At 68.1% G+C, this 14,125-nt stretch carries 12 protein-coding genes; 4 read left to right on the forward strand and 8 right to left on the reverse strand.

The genetic code is table 11. From position 1 onward, the window contains the following. Positions 1 to 52 precede the first annotated feature (52 nt). Entirely contained in the window at positions 53 to 1,405 is a 1,353-nt protein-coding gene (gene glmU, locus PWS46_RS18180; protein WP_434622775.1) for a bifunctional UDP-N-acetylglucosamine diphosphorylase/glucosamine-1-phosphate N-acetyltransferase GlmU, read from the reverse strand. Between the two features lie 76 nt (positions 1,406 to 1,481). Further along, on the reverse strand, positions 1,482 to 1,667 hold the full coding sequence (locus PWS46_RS18185) for a hypothetical protein (RefSeq protein WP_434622777.1): 186 nt from the start codon (positions 1,665 to 1,667) through the stop codon (positions 1,482 to 1,484). 611 nt (positions 1,668 to 2,278) lie between these two features. Between PWS46_RS18185 and PWS46_RS18190 the strand changes: the two genes are divergently transcribed. Continuing rightward, a complete protein-coding gene (locus PWS46_RS18190) occupies positions 2,279 to 4,828 on the forward strand; it encodes an EAL domain-containing protein (RefSeq protein ID WP_434622779.1) in 2,550 nt (849 codons plus the stop codon). A gap of 230 nt (positions 4,829 to 5,058) precedes the next feature. Further along, positions 5,059 to 6,195, forward strand: a complete 1,137-nt coding sequence (locus tag PWS46_RS18195; protein WP_434622782.1) for a diguanylate cyclase — start codon at positions 5,059 to 5,061, stop codon at positions 6,193 to 6,195. Positions 6,196 to 6,203: 8 nt separating this feature from the next. On the opposite strand, the gene PWS46_RS18200 is transcribed toward PWS46_RS18195, so the two are convergent. The 6 genes from PWS46_RS18200 to fliG form a co-directional block, all read right to left on the reverse strand. After that, positions 6,204 to 7,262, reverse strand: a complete 1,059-nt coding sequence (locus PWS46_RS18200; RefSeq protein WP_434622784.1) for a biotin-dependent carboxyltransferase family protein — start codon at positions 7,260 to 7,262, stop codon at positions 6,204 to 6,206. After that, positions 7,262 to 7,981: a 5-oxoprolinase subunit PxpB gene (gene pxpB / locus PWS46_RS18205; protein WP_434622786.1), complete on the reverse strand. Its 720-nt coding sequence runs from the start codon at positions 7,979 to 7,981 to the stop codon at positions 7,262 to 7,264. The genes PWS46_RS18200 and pxpB overlap by 1 nt, the downstream gene beginning before the upstream one ends. 11 nt (positions 7,982 to 7,992) lie before the next feature. Then, entirely contained in the window at positions 7,993 to 9,294 is a 1,302-nt protein-coding gene (locus tag PWS46_RS18210) for a TRAP transporter large permease (protein ID WP_434622788.1), read from the reverse strand. A gap of 3 nt (positions 9,295 to 9,297) precedes the next feature. Further along, entirely contained in the window at positions 9,298 to 9,807 is a 510-nt protein-coding gene (locus tag PWS46_RS18215) for a TRAP transporter small permease (RefSeq protein ID WP_434622790.1), read from the reverse strand. Positions 9,808 to 9,920: 113 nt separating this feature from the next. Then, on the reverse strand, positions 9,921 to 10,934 hold the full coding sequence (locus PWS46_RS18220) for a TRAP transporter substrate-binding protein (RefSeq protein WP_434622791.1): 1,014 nt from the start codon (positions 10,932 to 10,934) through the stop codon (positions 9,921 to 9,923). A gap of 239 nt (positions 10,935 to 11,173) precedes the next feature. Next, on the reverse strand, positions 11,174 to 12,196 hold the full coding sequence (gene fliG, locus PWS46_RS18225) for a flagellar motor switch protein FliG (RefSeq protein ID WP_085084489.1): 1,023 nt from the start codon (positions 12,194 to 12,196) through the stop codon (positions 11,174 to 11,176). A 170-nt stretch (positions 12,197 to 12,366) separates the two neighbouring features. On the opposite strand from fliG, the gene PWS46_RS18230 reads away from it, so the two are divergent. Continuing rightward, positions 12,367 to 13,068 carry an MORN repeat-containing protein gene (locus PWS46_RS18230; RefSeq protein ID WP_434622794.1) on the forward strand — a complete coding sequence of 234 codons (702 nt, stop codon included), beginning with the start codon at positions 12,367 to 12,369 and terminating at the stop codon, positions 13,066 to 13,068. Positions 13,069 to 13,226: 158 nt separating this feature from the next. Then, a complete protein-coding gene (locus PWS46_RS18235; protein WP_434622796.1) occupies positions 13,227 to 14,120 on the forward strand; it encodes a MurR/RpiR family transcriptional regulator in 894 nt (297 codons plus the stop codon). The last annotated feature ends 5 nt before the right edge of the window (positions 14,121 to 14,125 follow it).

A 14,125-nucleotide genomic window follows, 5' to 3' on the forward strand; every position in this document is an offset into this window, starting at 1 on the left:
GGACCTGATGCTCCTGAATGGATGCCGACCGGAGAGAAGACCCGAACCGACCTTACGCCTTTTTCGCTTTCTCGTTTTGCTTCCGTTCGCGGAAGCGCTTTGCCCAGCCGGCGTACAGCTTCTGGCTGCCGCGGGCGACGGCCAGGGCGTCGGCCTCCACCGCCATCGTCACCACGCTGCCGGCGCCGACGATGGCGCCGTCGCCGATGACGACCGGGGCGACCAGCGCGCTGTTGGAGCCGATGAAGGCCCCGGCGCCGATGTCCGTCCGGCTCTTGGTGAAGCCGTCGTAGTTGCAGGTGATGGTGCCGGCGCCGATGTTGGCCTTGGCGCCGACGCGGGCGTCGCCGATGTAGGTCAGGTGATTGGCCTTGGCCCCGGCCTCGATCACCGCGTTCTTCACCTCGACGAAATTGCCGATGTGGACGTCCGGGCCGATCTCCGCCCCCGGACGCAGCCGGGCATAGGGGCCGATGACGGCGCCGCTGTCGATGCGCACGCCTTCCAGATGGCAGTAGGGCTTGATCTCCACCCGGTCGCCCACCGTCACGCCGGCGCCGAAGAAGCAGCCGGGACCGACCACCACGTCGCGGCCCAGCCTGGTGTCGACGCTAAGGAAGGTGCTGTCGGGGTCGATCAGGGTAGCGCCGTTGTCCATCGCCGCCTTGCGCAGGCGGCGCTGCAGCAGCTTTTCCACCTCCGCCAGTTCGGCGCGGGAATTGACGCCGACCACTTCGGCCGGGGCGGCCTCCACCACGGCGCAGGCCATGCCGGCGCGGCGCGCGATCTGGACCACGTCGGTCAGGTAATATTCGGACTTGGCGTTGTCGTTGCCTACGCTGCCGATCAGGTCGAACATGCTGGCGCCGTCGAACGCCATCAGACCGGCGTTGCACAGGGTGACCGCGCGCTCCTCTTCGCTGGCGTCGAGATACTCGACGATCTTCTCCAGCCCGCCGCGGGCGTTCAGGATCAGCCGGCCATAGGCGCCGGGATCGTCGGGACGCATACCCAGCACCACCACCGCCGGGTCGGCCGCCTGCCGGCGCGCCTGCACCAGCGCGCGCAGCGTGTCCGGCGTGACCAGCGGCGTGTCGCCGTACAGCACGATGACGTCGCCGGTGAAGCCCTCCAGCAGGCCGAAGGCGGCGCGCACGGCGTCAGCGGTGCCGCGCTGCTCGTGCTGGACCGCGGTGGGGTAGGGGGCGACGGCGGCGGCGACGCTGTCCATGCCGGGACCGACAACGACCACCACATGGTCGGGATCGAGAGTCTTCACCGCGGCCAGCACATGCCCGACCATCGGCCGGCCGGCGACCCGGTGCAGCACCTTGGGCAGATCGGATTTCATGCGCGTGCCCTTGCCGGCGGCGAGGATCACGCAGGCGAGCGGACGATTGGCCATGGTGGTGTTCCTGGTCGGACCTTGTGTGGAGGGGGGAAACCGGTCGCAAAAGGCGTCGTACTTGAGCCGGGAAAGGTTAAGACATCACTGCCGGGATGGACGAGGCTTCTTCCGGAGTGGGCGCCGCACCATCGGCAATTCCGAAGGTGGTGTGCCACAGCGCGCCGGAAAAGCCCAAGTCAACTTTTGTTTCAATCTGCAATAAACGAATGTTTCCAAAGGGTTGCCTGCCCAATATCCTATGTTTTCCGTCGGTGGTCATCCAGCTTCGCGAGGGTGGCGTCCGCCCGTCGTCGCCGGTTTGCCTGACGTGTGTAAATTCCAAGGCTTTTCAGTGACATGTGCCTTGACCAGTACTGGTACGGAGGTAGCGTTTCTCCCCGACTCAGTCAACTCAACCTTTAGGTCCGCGTGGCACGGTACCCAAAGCCGGGTACTGGTCTTTTCCTGGGTAACCTGGATCTCGCAGCCGTCATAGTCATCCCACCGCATCGTGACGAGGTCCGATGACCTCCGGCCGGGGGGAGCGGCGGAACCACGGCCCGGCGCATAGGCTCCTTGATGGTGGCGATGGTGATGTCGGCCCACCTGCGTCGGCGCGCTTTTTCAATGGCGGTTTGTCTGTATCGGCGCAAATCGCCGAAGGACTGGCGGGATGCCGGCCATGGGCGGCTTGACGAGAACGAAAGATTGGTGCGCCTGCGTTGCGAACTGTTCTCATAAGCGGAAAATTAACGGAGGGCGGAGTAGAATAATCGCACTGTCCGGAATTTGGTAATCGCTGCGATGATCTCCGCACGAACCCCAGGAAACTTCGATCATGCCGCGGGCGATGCTCGCCGGTTTAATGTGGCCGGCCTGCTTTTTGCCGCTATGGTTGTTCTGACCATCGCGTTCGTGCTGTTCATGGCGCTGGAGACGGCCCGTCGGATCGACATGGCCACGGCGGAGCGGACGAAGGACGAGATCGCCGACGCCGTTGCGGACCTCGGCGCCGCGATGGGTAAGAAGGCCGAGGAATACAGCCTCTGGAACGACGCCGTCGACCATCTGGTCGTCGGCTACGACCCCGTCTGGGCCAACGCCAATGTCGGACCCTATGCGGAGCGGCTGTGGGGGCTCGACCGCTCCTATGCTTGGAACGGCCGTGACGGGCTGATCTACGCGTCGAAGGACGGCGCCCTTCGCGATGATATGGACGCGGCGACCGGCGAGGCCGCCGATCTGCGGCCGGTGCTGGCGGCGGCGCGCGCCGCCGGAAAGCCGGTCAGCGGCATCGTCCATATCGGGCAGATCCCCTTCGTCTTCGGCGCGCGGGTGATCGCGTACGAATACGGGCATGATCCCCTGCCGCCGAACCCCGACCGGCCGGTCCAGGTCTTCATGACCCGGCTCGATTCGGAACTGGCGAAGCTGGCAAGCTCGCGCCGGATCGCCGACCTGCGCGTGGCCGAGGCCGGCGGGCCGGCTCCGGCGGCTGTCGTCAGCCTGCCGCTGGAGAGCATCGCCGGGCAGCGGTTCGGCGTGCTGACCTGGACGCCGGAACAGCCCGGCCGCACCCTGGTCCGCGAGACGGCACCCTATGCCGGCGGCTTCGCGCTGGCGCTGCTGGCCCTGCTGTTCCTGTTCCAGCGCGTGCTGCAGCGGTTGAAGCGGCAGGAACCGCTGCGTCTCAGCGTGGCCCGGCTGGCCCAGTCGCAGCGCGTCGCAAAGCTGGCCTACACCGTCCATCTGCCCGAAGACCTGCTGGAGGTCTCGGCCAATTTCCGCGAGCTGGTCGGGCTCGAACGGGTGGATCCGGGCGACGGAAGCGAGCGGCTCACCGTCGGGCAGCTTCTCGACCGGGTGGTGCCGGAACAGCGGCCGGACGTGCAGGACGCCTATCGCCGGGCCTGGGCCGAGAACGCGCGGTTCGACATCGAATACCGCGTCGCCCGGCCGGGCGGCGTTCATCTGGACCTTCAGGAGGTCGGGGAGCCCTTCCATGACGCCGACGGCCGCGTGCTGGGGCTGATCACCGCCATCCAGGACGTCACCGCGCGCCGCCGGGCGGAGGAGACGATCCGCCACCAGGCCAATTACGACGCGCTGACCGGGCTCCCCAACCGGCCGCTGTTCTATGACCGGCTGCGCCATGCGCTGCGGCGGGCGGCGCGCGACCGGACCTGCATGGCGCTGCTGTTCATCGACCTGAACCGCTTCAAATGGGTCAACGACACGCTGGGCCACCACACCGGCGACGTGCTTCTGCGCGAGGCGGCGCAGCGGATGGCGGCCTGCGTCCGCGGGTCGGAGACCATCGCCCGGATCGGCGGCGACGAGTTCACCGTCATCCTGTCGCAGATCGGTGACCGGGCGGAAGCGGAAGCGGTGGCCCGCCGCCTGCTAGAATGCCTGGGCGCGCCCTTCCACATCGCCGGCCAGACGCTGCACATCTCGGCCAGCATCGGCGTCACCTTCGCACCGGAGCAGGGGAGCGACCCGGAACTGCTGGTGAAGAACGCCGATGTCGCCATGTACCACGCCAAGCGGCAGGGGACGGCCAACTGGACCTTCTACGATCCGGAGATGGACGCCGACGCGCTCGACCATCTGCGGATGGAGAACCAGCTGCATGAGGCGGTGGCCAAGGGCCAGCTGGCGCTGTTCCTCCAGCCGGTGGTGGAAGTCGGCAGCGGCCTGCTGGCCGGCGCGCAGGCGGAGGTACGCTGGAACCATCCCGACCACGGCCTGCTGCCCCCCACCGACTTCCTGCATCTGGCCGAGGCGAACGGGCTGATCCTGCAGATCGGCGCATGGCTGCTCGATGCCGGTTGCCGGCAATTGGCGGGCTGGAGCGACCGCGGCGCCGCGGGCTTGCGGCTGACCGTGCCGGTGTCCACCCTGCAGCTCAAGCATTCCGGCTTCGGCGATCAGGTTGCCGGCTGCCTCGCCCGTCATGGGGCGGCGCCGGACCGGCTGATCCTGGAACTGCCGGAGGCCGCCATGCTGGCGCCGTCGGCGGAGATGGCGCGGACCATGCAGGCGCTCAGGACGCTGGGTGTCACCTTCTCCGTCAGCGGCTTCGGCACCGGCTATGCGTCGCTCGGCCATCTGCGGCGGCTTCCGGTGGAATTCCTGAAGATCGACCAGGGCATTCTGCTGGACATGATCCGCAATCCGGCCAGCCGGGAGACGCTGCGCGCCATCGTGGCGCTGGCCCGCAGCATGAACCTGACGGTGATCGCCGAAGGGATCGAGACGGGAGAGCAGCAACTCCTGGCTGGCGAGGTCCGCTGCGGTTTCGCCCAAGGGGCTTTCCTCGGCCGGCCCATCCCGGCAGACGAGTTCGACCCGACGTTTGGGACCGCGTTCGGTCCGGTAACGGCGGTTCCCGCCGAAGCAACTGGCGAGTCGCTGTGTTCCGTGGACGAGCAGAGCTGACCGGCCGCGAGATGCCTGCTTTCGCGCCATTCGGGCCGCTCCGCCGCGCATCCTCGACCCGTCGGCACCCGAAAACCGGTTCCGATCGTGCAACCGCCCGGACTATACGCAGCATTTGCGACAAACCCTTGCGCATCGCACTAGGATGTCCGCACTAAGCATATTAGGATAATCACTCGAAGACGGATGCCTGAAGGTCGGCAACCCGACGGTTCGAAGGGGGGCGGCAGGTGGAGGAACCCAGCGCCACGGCGACGATCGCAACCGCCCTCGCGGGCGGTGTCGGGCTGCTGGCGCTGGTGACGCTCGTTTACGGGACGATCCTCTATCGGCTGGAGGAACGGCCCCGGATGCGGCAGCTTTCCCTGGGGCTGCTGTTCGGCGTCGGCGGCGTGGCCGCCATGCTGCAGTCGGTTCCCATCTCCCCCGGTGTGTATCTGGACGTGAAGGCGGTGCCGGTCGCGCTGGCCGCTCCCTTCGGTGGGCCGCTGGCCGCCATGCTGGCCGCCGGGACCGTGTCGGCGGTCCGCATCGCGATCGGCGGCGCCGGGACGATCCCGGGGGTGATCGGGATCCTGGTGGCCGGTTCCGTCGGCTTGCTGCTGCGGCGGCTGGTGCCCGCTGCGGAGTGGCGGAATTCACGGCCGCTGTTCATCCTCGCGCCGGTTGCGTCCCTCCACTCCCTCAGCATCTTCGTGCTGCCGTGGGAGGTCGCGCTGCCGGTCTTCGTCGATGGCGGGATCCCCATCGCGCTGTTCACGGCGGCGGGCATCCTGCTGCTGGGCACGATGCTGGCGCGCGAGCGCCGCCGCGTCGACACCGAGCATATGCTGCGCAACGCGGCCTTGAGCGACCCTCTGACCGGGCTGGCGAACCGACGCGCCTTCTTCGCCTCCATCGACCGGGCCGTGGCCGGCGCGCTGCGCCACGACACGCCGGTGTCGCTGCTGATGCTGGACATCGACCATTTCAAGCAGGTCAACGACAGCCGCGGCCACGATGCCGGCGACGCCGTGCTGGTGTCGCTCAGCCGCCTGCTCCAGTGCAGCGTGCGGCAGAGCGACCTCGTCGCCCGTTTCGGCGGCGAGGAATTCGCCATCCTGCTTCCCAACGCGCCGGGCGACGGGGCACTCCAACTGGCCGAACGCCTGCGCTGCGCCGTCCGCGACCTGAGCATCCCGCAGGACGGCGCGATCCTGCATGTGACCGTCAGCATCGGCCTGTCGACGCTCGCCCCCGACATCGGCCGGGCCGACGCCATGATCAAGGCGGCCGACATGGCGCTCTACCGTGCCAAGCAGGGCGGCCGGGACCGCGTCTGCCGCCATGCCGACGCCGGCGTGAAGAGGCCGGAACCGGTATCCTGAGCGGGGCGTCACAGCAGCGGAATGTCGCTGCCGCCGTTCACGATGTCGACGGTGCCGGAGATCAGGTTCTCCGCATAGAGCGCCTCGAGGTCGATGCCGCCGGTGGGGCGCACCGGGCGGATGGCGCGGATCCAGCCGGCGATCGCCTGTTCCTGGCGGCGGCGGATCGCTTCGGCGTCCTCCACCGTCACCGCCTGGAAGGACAGGCTGTCGCCGGGGCGCAGACGGCCGGCACGGGGCAGGTCGGCGGAGATCACCGTGGCGATCTTGGCATAGCCGCCGGCGGTCTGGTGGTCGTTCAGCAGCAGGATCGGCTGGCCGTTGCCCGGCACCTGGATGGAGCCGGTGACCAGCCCGTCGGACGGAATGTCGGCGCTGCCGAGATGCGCCAGCGCCGGCCCCTCCAGCCGAAGGCCCATGCGGTCGGCCTGTTTGCCGACGCGGTAGGTCGCCGACAGGAAGGTCTCCGCCGCGGCGTCGGTGAAGCGGTCCTCCTGCGGTCCAAGCACGACGCGCAAGGGGCCGGCGCCATAGTCCGGCGGCTGCGGCAGTTCGACGTCCGGCCCGTCCGGTGCGGTCTCGAAGGCCAGGGGCAGCCGGTCGCCCTCGGCCAGCGGCCGGCCGCCGAGCGGACCGACGCCGGCGCGCACGTAAGTGGACAGGCTGCCCATCACCGGCGCCAGCGCGAAGCCGCCGGCCACCGCCAGATAGGCGACGGAAGCCCCGTCCACCGCGCCCAGCCGCAACACGTCGCCCTGCCGCAGGGTGTGGCTGCGGTGCGGGGCCAGCGGTTGCGGGGCGTCACCCTCGCGCTCCAGCGTCAGCGCCAGCGGCCCGACGGCGGCGATGCGGACGGAGGGTGCGTCCACCCGCAGGGCGGGGCCGAGCAGGGCGATCTCCAGCCCCGCCATGCCCGGCGGATTGCCGACCAGCGCATTGGCGAGCCGCAGCGCCAGCGGGTCGAGCGCGCCGGCAACCGGCATGCCCAGTTCCTGATAGCCGAAGCGGCCAAGATCCTGAACGGTGGTGAAGGGGCAGGGGCGGGTGACGGTGAGGAAGCCGTTCATCACGCGGCCCTCAGGCTTGCGGAGTCGAAACGGCCGGCGCTGGCCGCCTCGGCGATGCTATCGAAGGCGGTGCGGTCCACCGCCTCGAAACGCACCCGGTCGCCGGCGGCCAGCAGCACCGGGTCGGGCCGGCCGCCGTCATAGAGCGGCACCGGGCAGCGGCCGATCAGATGCCAGCCGCCGGGGCTTTCCCAGGGATAGACGGTGGTCAGCCGCCCGGCGATGGCGACCGATCCCGCCGGCACCCGCACCCGCGGCTCCGTCCGGCGCGGCCGTTCCAGTTCGGCCGGCAGGTCGCCCATGTAGCCGAAGCCCGGCATGAAACCCAACATATAGACGAAATACTCCACCGAACCGTGCAAGGCTGCCACCCGCTCCGCCGTCAGGCCCATCCCGTCGCACAGCTCCGCCAGATCGGGGCCGAGGTCGGGGTCGTAGCAGACCGGCAGGCGCCACAGCCGTCCCTCCGCCGGGGCGGTGTCGCTGCCGGCAAGCGCCGCCTCGACCGCCGCCTGCATCTCGCGCCGGCCGGTCGCGACGGGATCATAGACCACCAGCAGCGAGCGGAAGGTCGGCACCGTCTCCACCAGCCCCGCCGGCGGGGCGGCCTTCAGCCGGGCGTGCAGGGCCATGACGCGGGCGTTGGTCGCCCGCTCGATGGTCTCGCCGAACTCGACGTTGAAGGCGGTGTCGCCGCAATTCGTGAAGCGGACGTCCACGCTGTCGCTCCTTACCCGATCATCTTGGACGGCAGCCAGGTCACCAGTCCGGGGAACACCCAGAGCAGGACGACCATCACCACCATCAGCAGGAAGAAGGGCATGCTGGCCTTGCCGATGGTGAAGATGCTCTTGCCGGTCATAGACTGCAGCACGAACAGGTTGAAGCCCACCGGCGGGGTGATCTGCGCCATCTCCACCACGATGATGATGTAGATGCCGAACCACAGAAGGTCGATGCCCGCCTGCTGCACCATCGGCAGGATGACCGAAGTGGTCAGCACCACCATGGAAATGCCGTCGAGGAAGCAGCCCATCACGATGAAGAAGAGGGTCAGCGCCACCAGCAGCGCCGCCGGCGACAACTGCAGCGAGATGATCCATTCCGCCAGCAGGCGCGGGATGCCGGTATAGCCCATCGCCACCGTCAGGAAGGCGGCGCCGGCCAGGATGAAGCCGATCATGCAGGAGGTGTGGGCGGCGCCGAACAGGCTTTCGCGGAAGGTCGCCCAGCTCAGCGTGCCGGTCACCAGCGCCAGCACCAGGGAGCCCAGCACGCCGATGCCCGCCGCCTCCGTCGGGGTGGCGATGCCGACATAGATGGAGCCCAGGACGGCGGCGATCAGCAGCACGACCGGGATCAGCGCGCCGGTGTCGCGGATCTTTTCCGCGAAGCTCTGCGAGGCTTCCGGCGGCGGCACCCGGCCGGGATTCAGCAGCGACCAGCCGCCGACATAGGCCATGAACAGGCCGGTCAGCACGATGCCGGGAATGACGCCGGCGATGAACAGCCGGGCGATCGACACGTCGGCGGCCACGCCATAGACGATCATGATGATCGAGGGCGGGATCAGCAGACCCAGCGTGCCGGCCCCGGCCAGCGAACCGATGGTCATCAGCGGGTCGTAGCCGCGTCGGTTCAGCTCCGGGATCGTCATGCGGCCGATGGTGGCAGCCGTCGCGGCCGAGGAACCGGACACCGCGGCGAAGATCGAGCAGCCGACGATGTTCACATGCATCAGCCTGCCGGGCAGCCAGCCGGTCCAGGGCGCCAGACCCTTGAACATGTCGGACGAGATGCGGGTGCGGAACAGGATCTCGCCCATCCAGATGAACAGCGGCAACGCCGTCAGCGTCCAGGAGGTGCTGGCGCCCCAGACGTTGGTCGCCATCACCATGCCCACCGGCCGTGCGGTGAACAGCACCATGGCGACGAAGCCGACGCCGGCCAGCGCCAGCGCCACCCAGACGCCGGCCCCCAGCATCAGGAACATCGTCACCACGACGACGATGGAAGCGGTGGTCTCGTCCATCGCTCAGCCCTCGCTCTGCATGCCGGCATGCTGATAGGAGGCGTCGCGCCCCCGCAGCACGGCCAGCAAATCGTCGATCAGCGCGATGACCAGCACCACCAGGCCCGCCGCCATCAGTGCCTGCGGAATCCACAGCGGGATCGGCAGCACGCCCTGGCTGAGATCGCCGAAATCGTAGGAATCATAGGTCATGCGCACCCAGTACCAGGCGAAATAGGCGCTGAGGGCGGTGGCGAAGCCCAGGCACAGCAGCTCCAGCGCCCGGCGCGGGCCGCCGCGGAGCCGGTCCACCAGAACGCCGACGCGGATATGGGCGCCGCGGCGCAGCGCCGGTCCCAGCATCAGGAAGAAGGACGCTGCCATGCAGTAGCCCGCCAGCTCGTCGGCGCCCGGCACCATGCGGTCGAACAGGCGGCTCGCCACCTGGGCGACGATCAGGACGGCGATGGCGGCGAGCGAAACCGCACCGAGAATCTCGGCGGTTCGGTAAAGGATGGACAGTGCGGTGCGCATGGCGCAACCACCTCCTGCGGTCGGTCGTGGCGAAGGGGCGTTTGCAAGAGGGGCGTCCGGCCGGCCGCCTTGCTGCTGGCTGCCGGCCGGACCCCAACCTTGGCGAGGGAGCCTTACTTGCGATAAGCGGCGATGATCGCCTCGCCGTCGGCGCCGGCGGCCTTGGTCCATTCCTCGGTCATCGTCTTGCCGATGGCGGACAGGCCTTCCTTCAGCTTGTCCGACGGCGGCAGAACCTTCATCCCGTTGTCCGACATGGTCTTGTTCAGCTCGGCCGTCTTCTTTTCCCACTCCGACCAGCCCTTGGCCTCGGCCTTGGCCGCGGCGTCCTGGATCGCCTTCTGGGTGTTGGCGTCCAGACCCTTCCAGACTTCGGAATTGATGAACACCATGTTGCGCGGCAGCCAGGCCTGGACGTCGTAATAGACCTTCACGAAGTCCCAGGCCTTGGTGTCGACGCCGGTGGCGGCCGAGGTGATCATGGCGGTGACGATGCCGGTGCCGAAGGCCTGCGCGACCTCCGCCGCCTCGATCTTCACCGGGATGGCGCCGGACAGCTCGGCGATGCGGGTGGTCGCCGGGTTGTAGGCGCGGAACTTCTGGCCCTTCAGCCCGTCGATCGACTGCATCTCCTCCTTCACATAGAGGCCCTGCGGCGGCCACGGAATCGAATAGAGCAGCTTCAGGCGCTGGCGCTCCAGCTTCTTCTCCAGATAGGGCTTGGAGACGTCGTACAGCTTGTGCGCGGCCTTGAAGTCGGTGGCGAGGAAGGGCACGGAATCGAGGCCGTAGAGCGGATCCTCGTTCGCCCAGGAGCTGATCAGCACCTCGCCCAGCTGGGCCTGACCGGACTGGACCGCGCGCTTGATCTCCGGATGGCGGATCAGCGAGCCGTTGGTGTGGACGGTGATGCTGATCTTGCCGTTGGTGGCCGCCTTCACGTCGTCGGCGAACTGCTTCACCACGACGGTGTGCAGGTTCGTGTCCGGATAGGGGGTCGGCATGTCCCAGGTCTCGGCCGCGGCGGCCAGCGGCCCGGCGGCGACGACGCCCAGACCCAGCAGGCCGGCGACCACCGGACCGGCGATCCGGCGGGTGAGACGGGATTGCAGCGTGTCAGCGGTCATGATGTTCGGAAGCTCCCTGATTGTTGGCCGAAACGGCAGCCGCCGGCCTTGTGGCCGGTCGGGCGGGAGCGGAAGCCGCAATTCCGGAACGGTCATGTCCCGGAACGGTGGCCTCCCCGATCCCGCCCTTTCTCGGAATCCAAAGGTTCACCGTTCCGCGCCGTCCGTCAAACGTCCTGTGAGGGAGGCGGAAAAATTCAGCGCTGTCCGCAGCTTATCGGCGAGAAAGCACCTACAGGTCAGTAGATCAGCTCGTTCTCGCCACTGCCCTCGGCCAGGACCAGCTCGCCGCGGGCGGCGAGGTCCTTCGCCAACTGGACCATGTACATCTGCGCCTCGTCCACGTCGCGGACGCGCACCGGACCCATGGCGGCCATGTCCTCGCGCAGGATCTTCGCCGCACGCTCCGACATGTTGGAGAAGAACAGGTCCTTCAGCGACTCCGAAGCACCCTTCAGCGCGGTGCCGAGCTTCTGCTTGTCCACGGTGCGCAGCATGGTCTGGACGCCGGTGGGGTCGAGCTTCGACAGGTCCTCGAAGGTGAACATCAGCGACTTGATGCGCTCGGCGCTGTCGCGGTTGCGCTCCTCCAGGGCGGCCATGAAGCGGTGCTCGGTGGTGCGGTCCAGCCCGTTGAAGATCTCGGCCAGCATCTCGTGGCTGTCGCGGCGGCTGGTGCGGGCGAGGTTGGTCATGAACTCGGTGCGCAGGGTGCGCTCGACGTCGTCCAGGACCTCCTTCTGCACCGCCTCCATGCGCAGCATGCGCATGATGACCTCCATCGCAAAGCTTTCCGGCAGCTGCGCCAGCACGCGGCCGGCGTGGTCGGAGCGGATCTTGGACAGGACGACGGCGACGGTCTGCGGATACTCGTTCTTCAGATAGTTGGACAGCACCGACTCGTTCACGTTGGTCAGCTTGTCCCACATCGTGCGACCGGCCGGACCACGGATGTCCTCCATGATCTGGTCGACCTTGTCCTTCGGCAGGGTCTTCAGCAGCAGCCGCTCGGTCGAATCGAAGGAACCGACCACGGTGCCGCTCGACGACATCTGCTCGGCGAACTCGACGAACAGGCGCTCGATCAGGTTGGCCGACACCGTGCCCAGGTTCGCCATCACCTGGGACAGTTCCTTGATCTCCTCGTCGTCCATCAGCGAGAACAGCTTGGACGAATGCTCCTCGCCCAGCGCCAGCATCATGATGGCGGCCTTTTCCGGGCCGGTGAGGGTCCGGTAGTCCTCACGAACCTTCTGAGCCATTGCTACCCTTCATGATGCGCGGTTCCGATGATGCGCGATGATTGCGACAAACATCGTTAACAAACGATAAGGATGAGGCTCGGGGCGTTGCGAAAGGGCAGGGTCGGAACCGAATCCGGGCAGGGCGGTTGGAGGGTGCAGCCCCAACTCTCGCGCGAAAGGTGGCGTCCATGCCCGCCCGTGCCGCCCTTCTGCTGCCCTGTCTCGGGGCCGTCCTGTCGGCACTGCTGCCGGGCTCCGCCCTGGCGGAACGGGCGGTGACGACAGAGGGAACTGACTGCCGGGTGTGGGACCAGTATCCCGACCGGCGCAAGACCATCCGCTGGTCCGGGGCCTGCCCCGGCGGCTGGGGGAACGGTCCCGGCGTGCTGAGCTGGTCCTATGATGGCCGTTATGACGGGCAGGTGGAGGGAACGCTGGTCGACGGGCGGCTGGAAGGGCAGGCACTCGTCAGCTGGCGCGACGGACGCCGCCTCGACGGGAATTTCCGCGACGGGCTGGTTTCGGGGCAGGCGACCCATGTCTGGCCCGACGGGCGCGTCTATGAGGGGGAGTGGAAGGACGACCGCCGCACCGGCCTCGGCGCGCTCACCTTCCCCAGTGGAAACAAGTATGTCGGCCGTTTCCACCGCAACCGCCCGACCGGGCCGGGCGAGTTCGTGACGGCCGATGGAGAGCGCTACCGGGCGCGGATCGACGCCCACGGCAAAGTCAGTGCCGGCTCACCGCTGGACCGCCCGCCGCAATCGGCCGAGATCGCGCCGGCCGCAGAGTCCGACCCCGCTTCGCCGCCGCCCCGAGCGGGCCGGCCGCAGAAGCTCGAAGAGTGGCTGAACCAGTCGGATCATCTCCTTCGCGACCGCCCACGGTAAGGGGAAATCTCCCTCTCTCCAGGGTGGAGAGGGGATAGCCACCCGGACTCCGTCCCACCGCATACGCCACTATGTGAAAATGGATTTACAGGAATATGGCGATCCTGTAACTCTATCGACATAGAGGCGGCGCTGACGCTGCGAAGGGGGAGCGGGGGATGGAGCCACCCATTCAGACGGGATCGCTGCTGATCCGCATGCAGAACTGCCAGCAGCAGCTTCCGGCGGCGCTCGCCAAGGTCGGGGCCTGGGCGCTGGCCTATCCCTTCCGCACCGCGACGCTGAAGATCGGCGAACTGGCGGCGGCAGCGGAGGTCTCCGTCGCGTCAGTCAACCGCTATGCCCGCTTCCTCGGCTATGACGGCTATCCGGAATTCCGCGAGGATCTGCTGCGCGCCTTCGAATCCACCTTCGCGCCGGTGGAAAAGCTGCGCGTCGCCGTGCAGCGCGACACCTCGAACGCCGAGATCATGCGGGAATCGCTGGCCAGCGACGCCGTCAACATCACCCGCACCATGGATCTGCTGCAGCCGGAGCAGTGCGAGGCGGCGATCCGCCTGATCCGCGATGCCGGCCGCGTCGTGGCGTTGGGGCTCGGCGACAGCGCCTATCTCGCGCTGTTCCTGACCGACGTGCTGGAGCCCTATGTCGACAATGTCCACGAAGCCATCGAGTTCGCGGGCACCGAGCGCACCATCCGCCGGCTGATGACGATGAAGCCCGGCGATCTGGTGATCGCCATCACCTCCCCGCGCTATTCGCGCCGGACCATCGAGCATCTGCAGCTGTGCCGGGAGCGGGGGGCGAAGGCCATCGCGTTGACCGACGCGCCGGACAGCCCGATCGTGCCGCTGGCCGACGTGACCCTGCTGGCCGGGGCCGACCATGGCGTGCGCCACAGCTCCCCCACCGGTCTGATGGCGCTGATCGTGGCGCTCGGCACCGCGCTGTCGCGCTCCCGTCCCGACAGCGTCCATCAGGCCGCCGACATGGCCGAACGCATCCTGCCCTACCTCCACGTCGTGCCGAAATCGAGCCGGCCTCCCGAGTGAACGGC

It is taken from the genome of Azospirillum sp. B2RO_4 (assembly GCF_051124815.1).
Lineage (GTDB): Bacteria > Pseudomonadota > Alphaproteobacteria > Azospirillales > Azospirillaceae > Azospirillum.

Excerpts from the sequence above, each read along its gene's own strand:
- PWS46_RS18220 (WP_434622791.1), bottom strand. The coding sequence starts at position 10,934 with ATGACCGCTGACACGCTGCAATCCCGTCTCACCCGCCGGATCGCCGGT.
- PWS46_RS18235 (WP_434622796.1), top strand. The coding sequence starts at position 13,227 with ATGGAGCCACCCATTCAGACGGGATCGCTGCTGATCCGCATGCAGAAC.
- glmU (WP_434622775.1), bottom strand. The coding sequence starts at position 1,405 with ATGGCCAATCGTCCGCTCGCCTGCGTGATCCTCGCCGCCGGCAAGGGC.
- fliG (WP_085084489.1), bottom strand. The coding sequence starts at position 12,196 with ATGGCTCAGAAGGTTCGTGAGGACTACCGGACCCTCACCGGCCCGGAA.
- PWS46_RS18230 (WP_434622794.1), top strand. The coding sequence starts at position 12,367 with ATGCCCGCCCGTGCCGCCCTTCTGCTGCCCTGTCTCGGGGCCGTCCTG.
- PWS46_RS18185 (WP_434622777.1), bottom strand. The coding sequence starts at position 1,667 with ATGACCACCGACGGAAAACATAGGATATTGGGCAGGCAACCCTTTGGA.
- PWS46_RS18215 (WP_434622790.1), bottom strand. The coding sequence starts at position 9,807 with ATGCGCACCGCACTGTCCATCCTTTACCGAACCGCCGAGATTCTCGGT.
- PWS46_RS18210 (WP_434622788.1), bottom strand. The coding sequence starts at position 9,294 with ATGGACGAGACCACCGCTTCCATCGTCGTCGTGGTGACGATGTTCCTG.
- PWS46_RS18190 (WP_434622779.1), top strand. The coding sequence starts at position 2,279 with ATGGTTGTTCTGACCATCGCGTTCGTGCTGTTCATGGCGCTGGAGACG.
- PWS46_RS18200 (WP_434622784.1), bottom strand. The coding sequence starts at position 7,262 with ATGAACGGCTTCCTCACCGTCACCCGCCCCTGCCCCTTCACCACCGTT.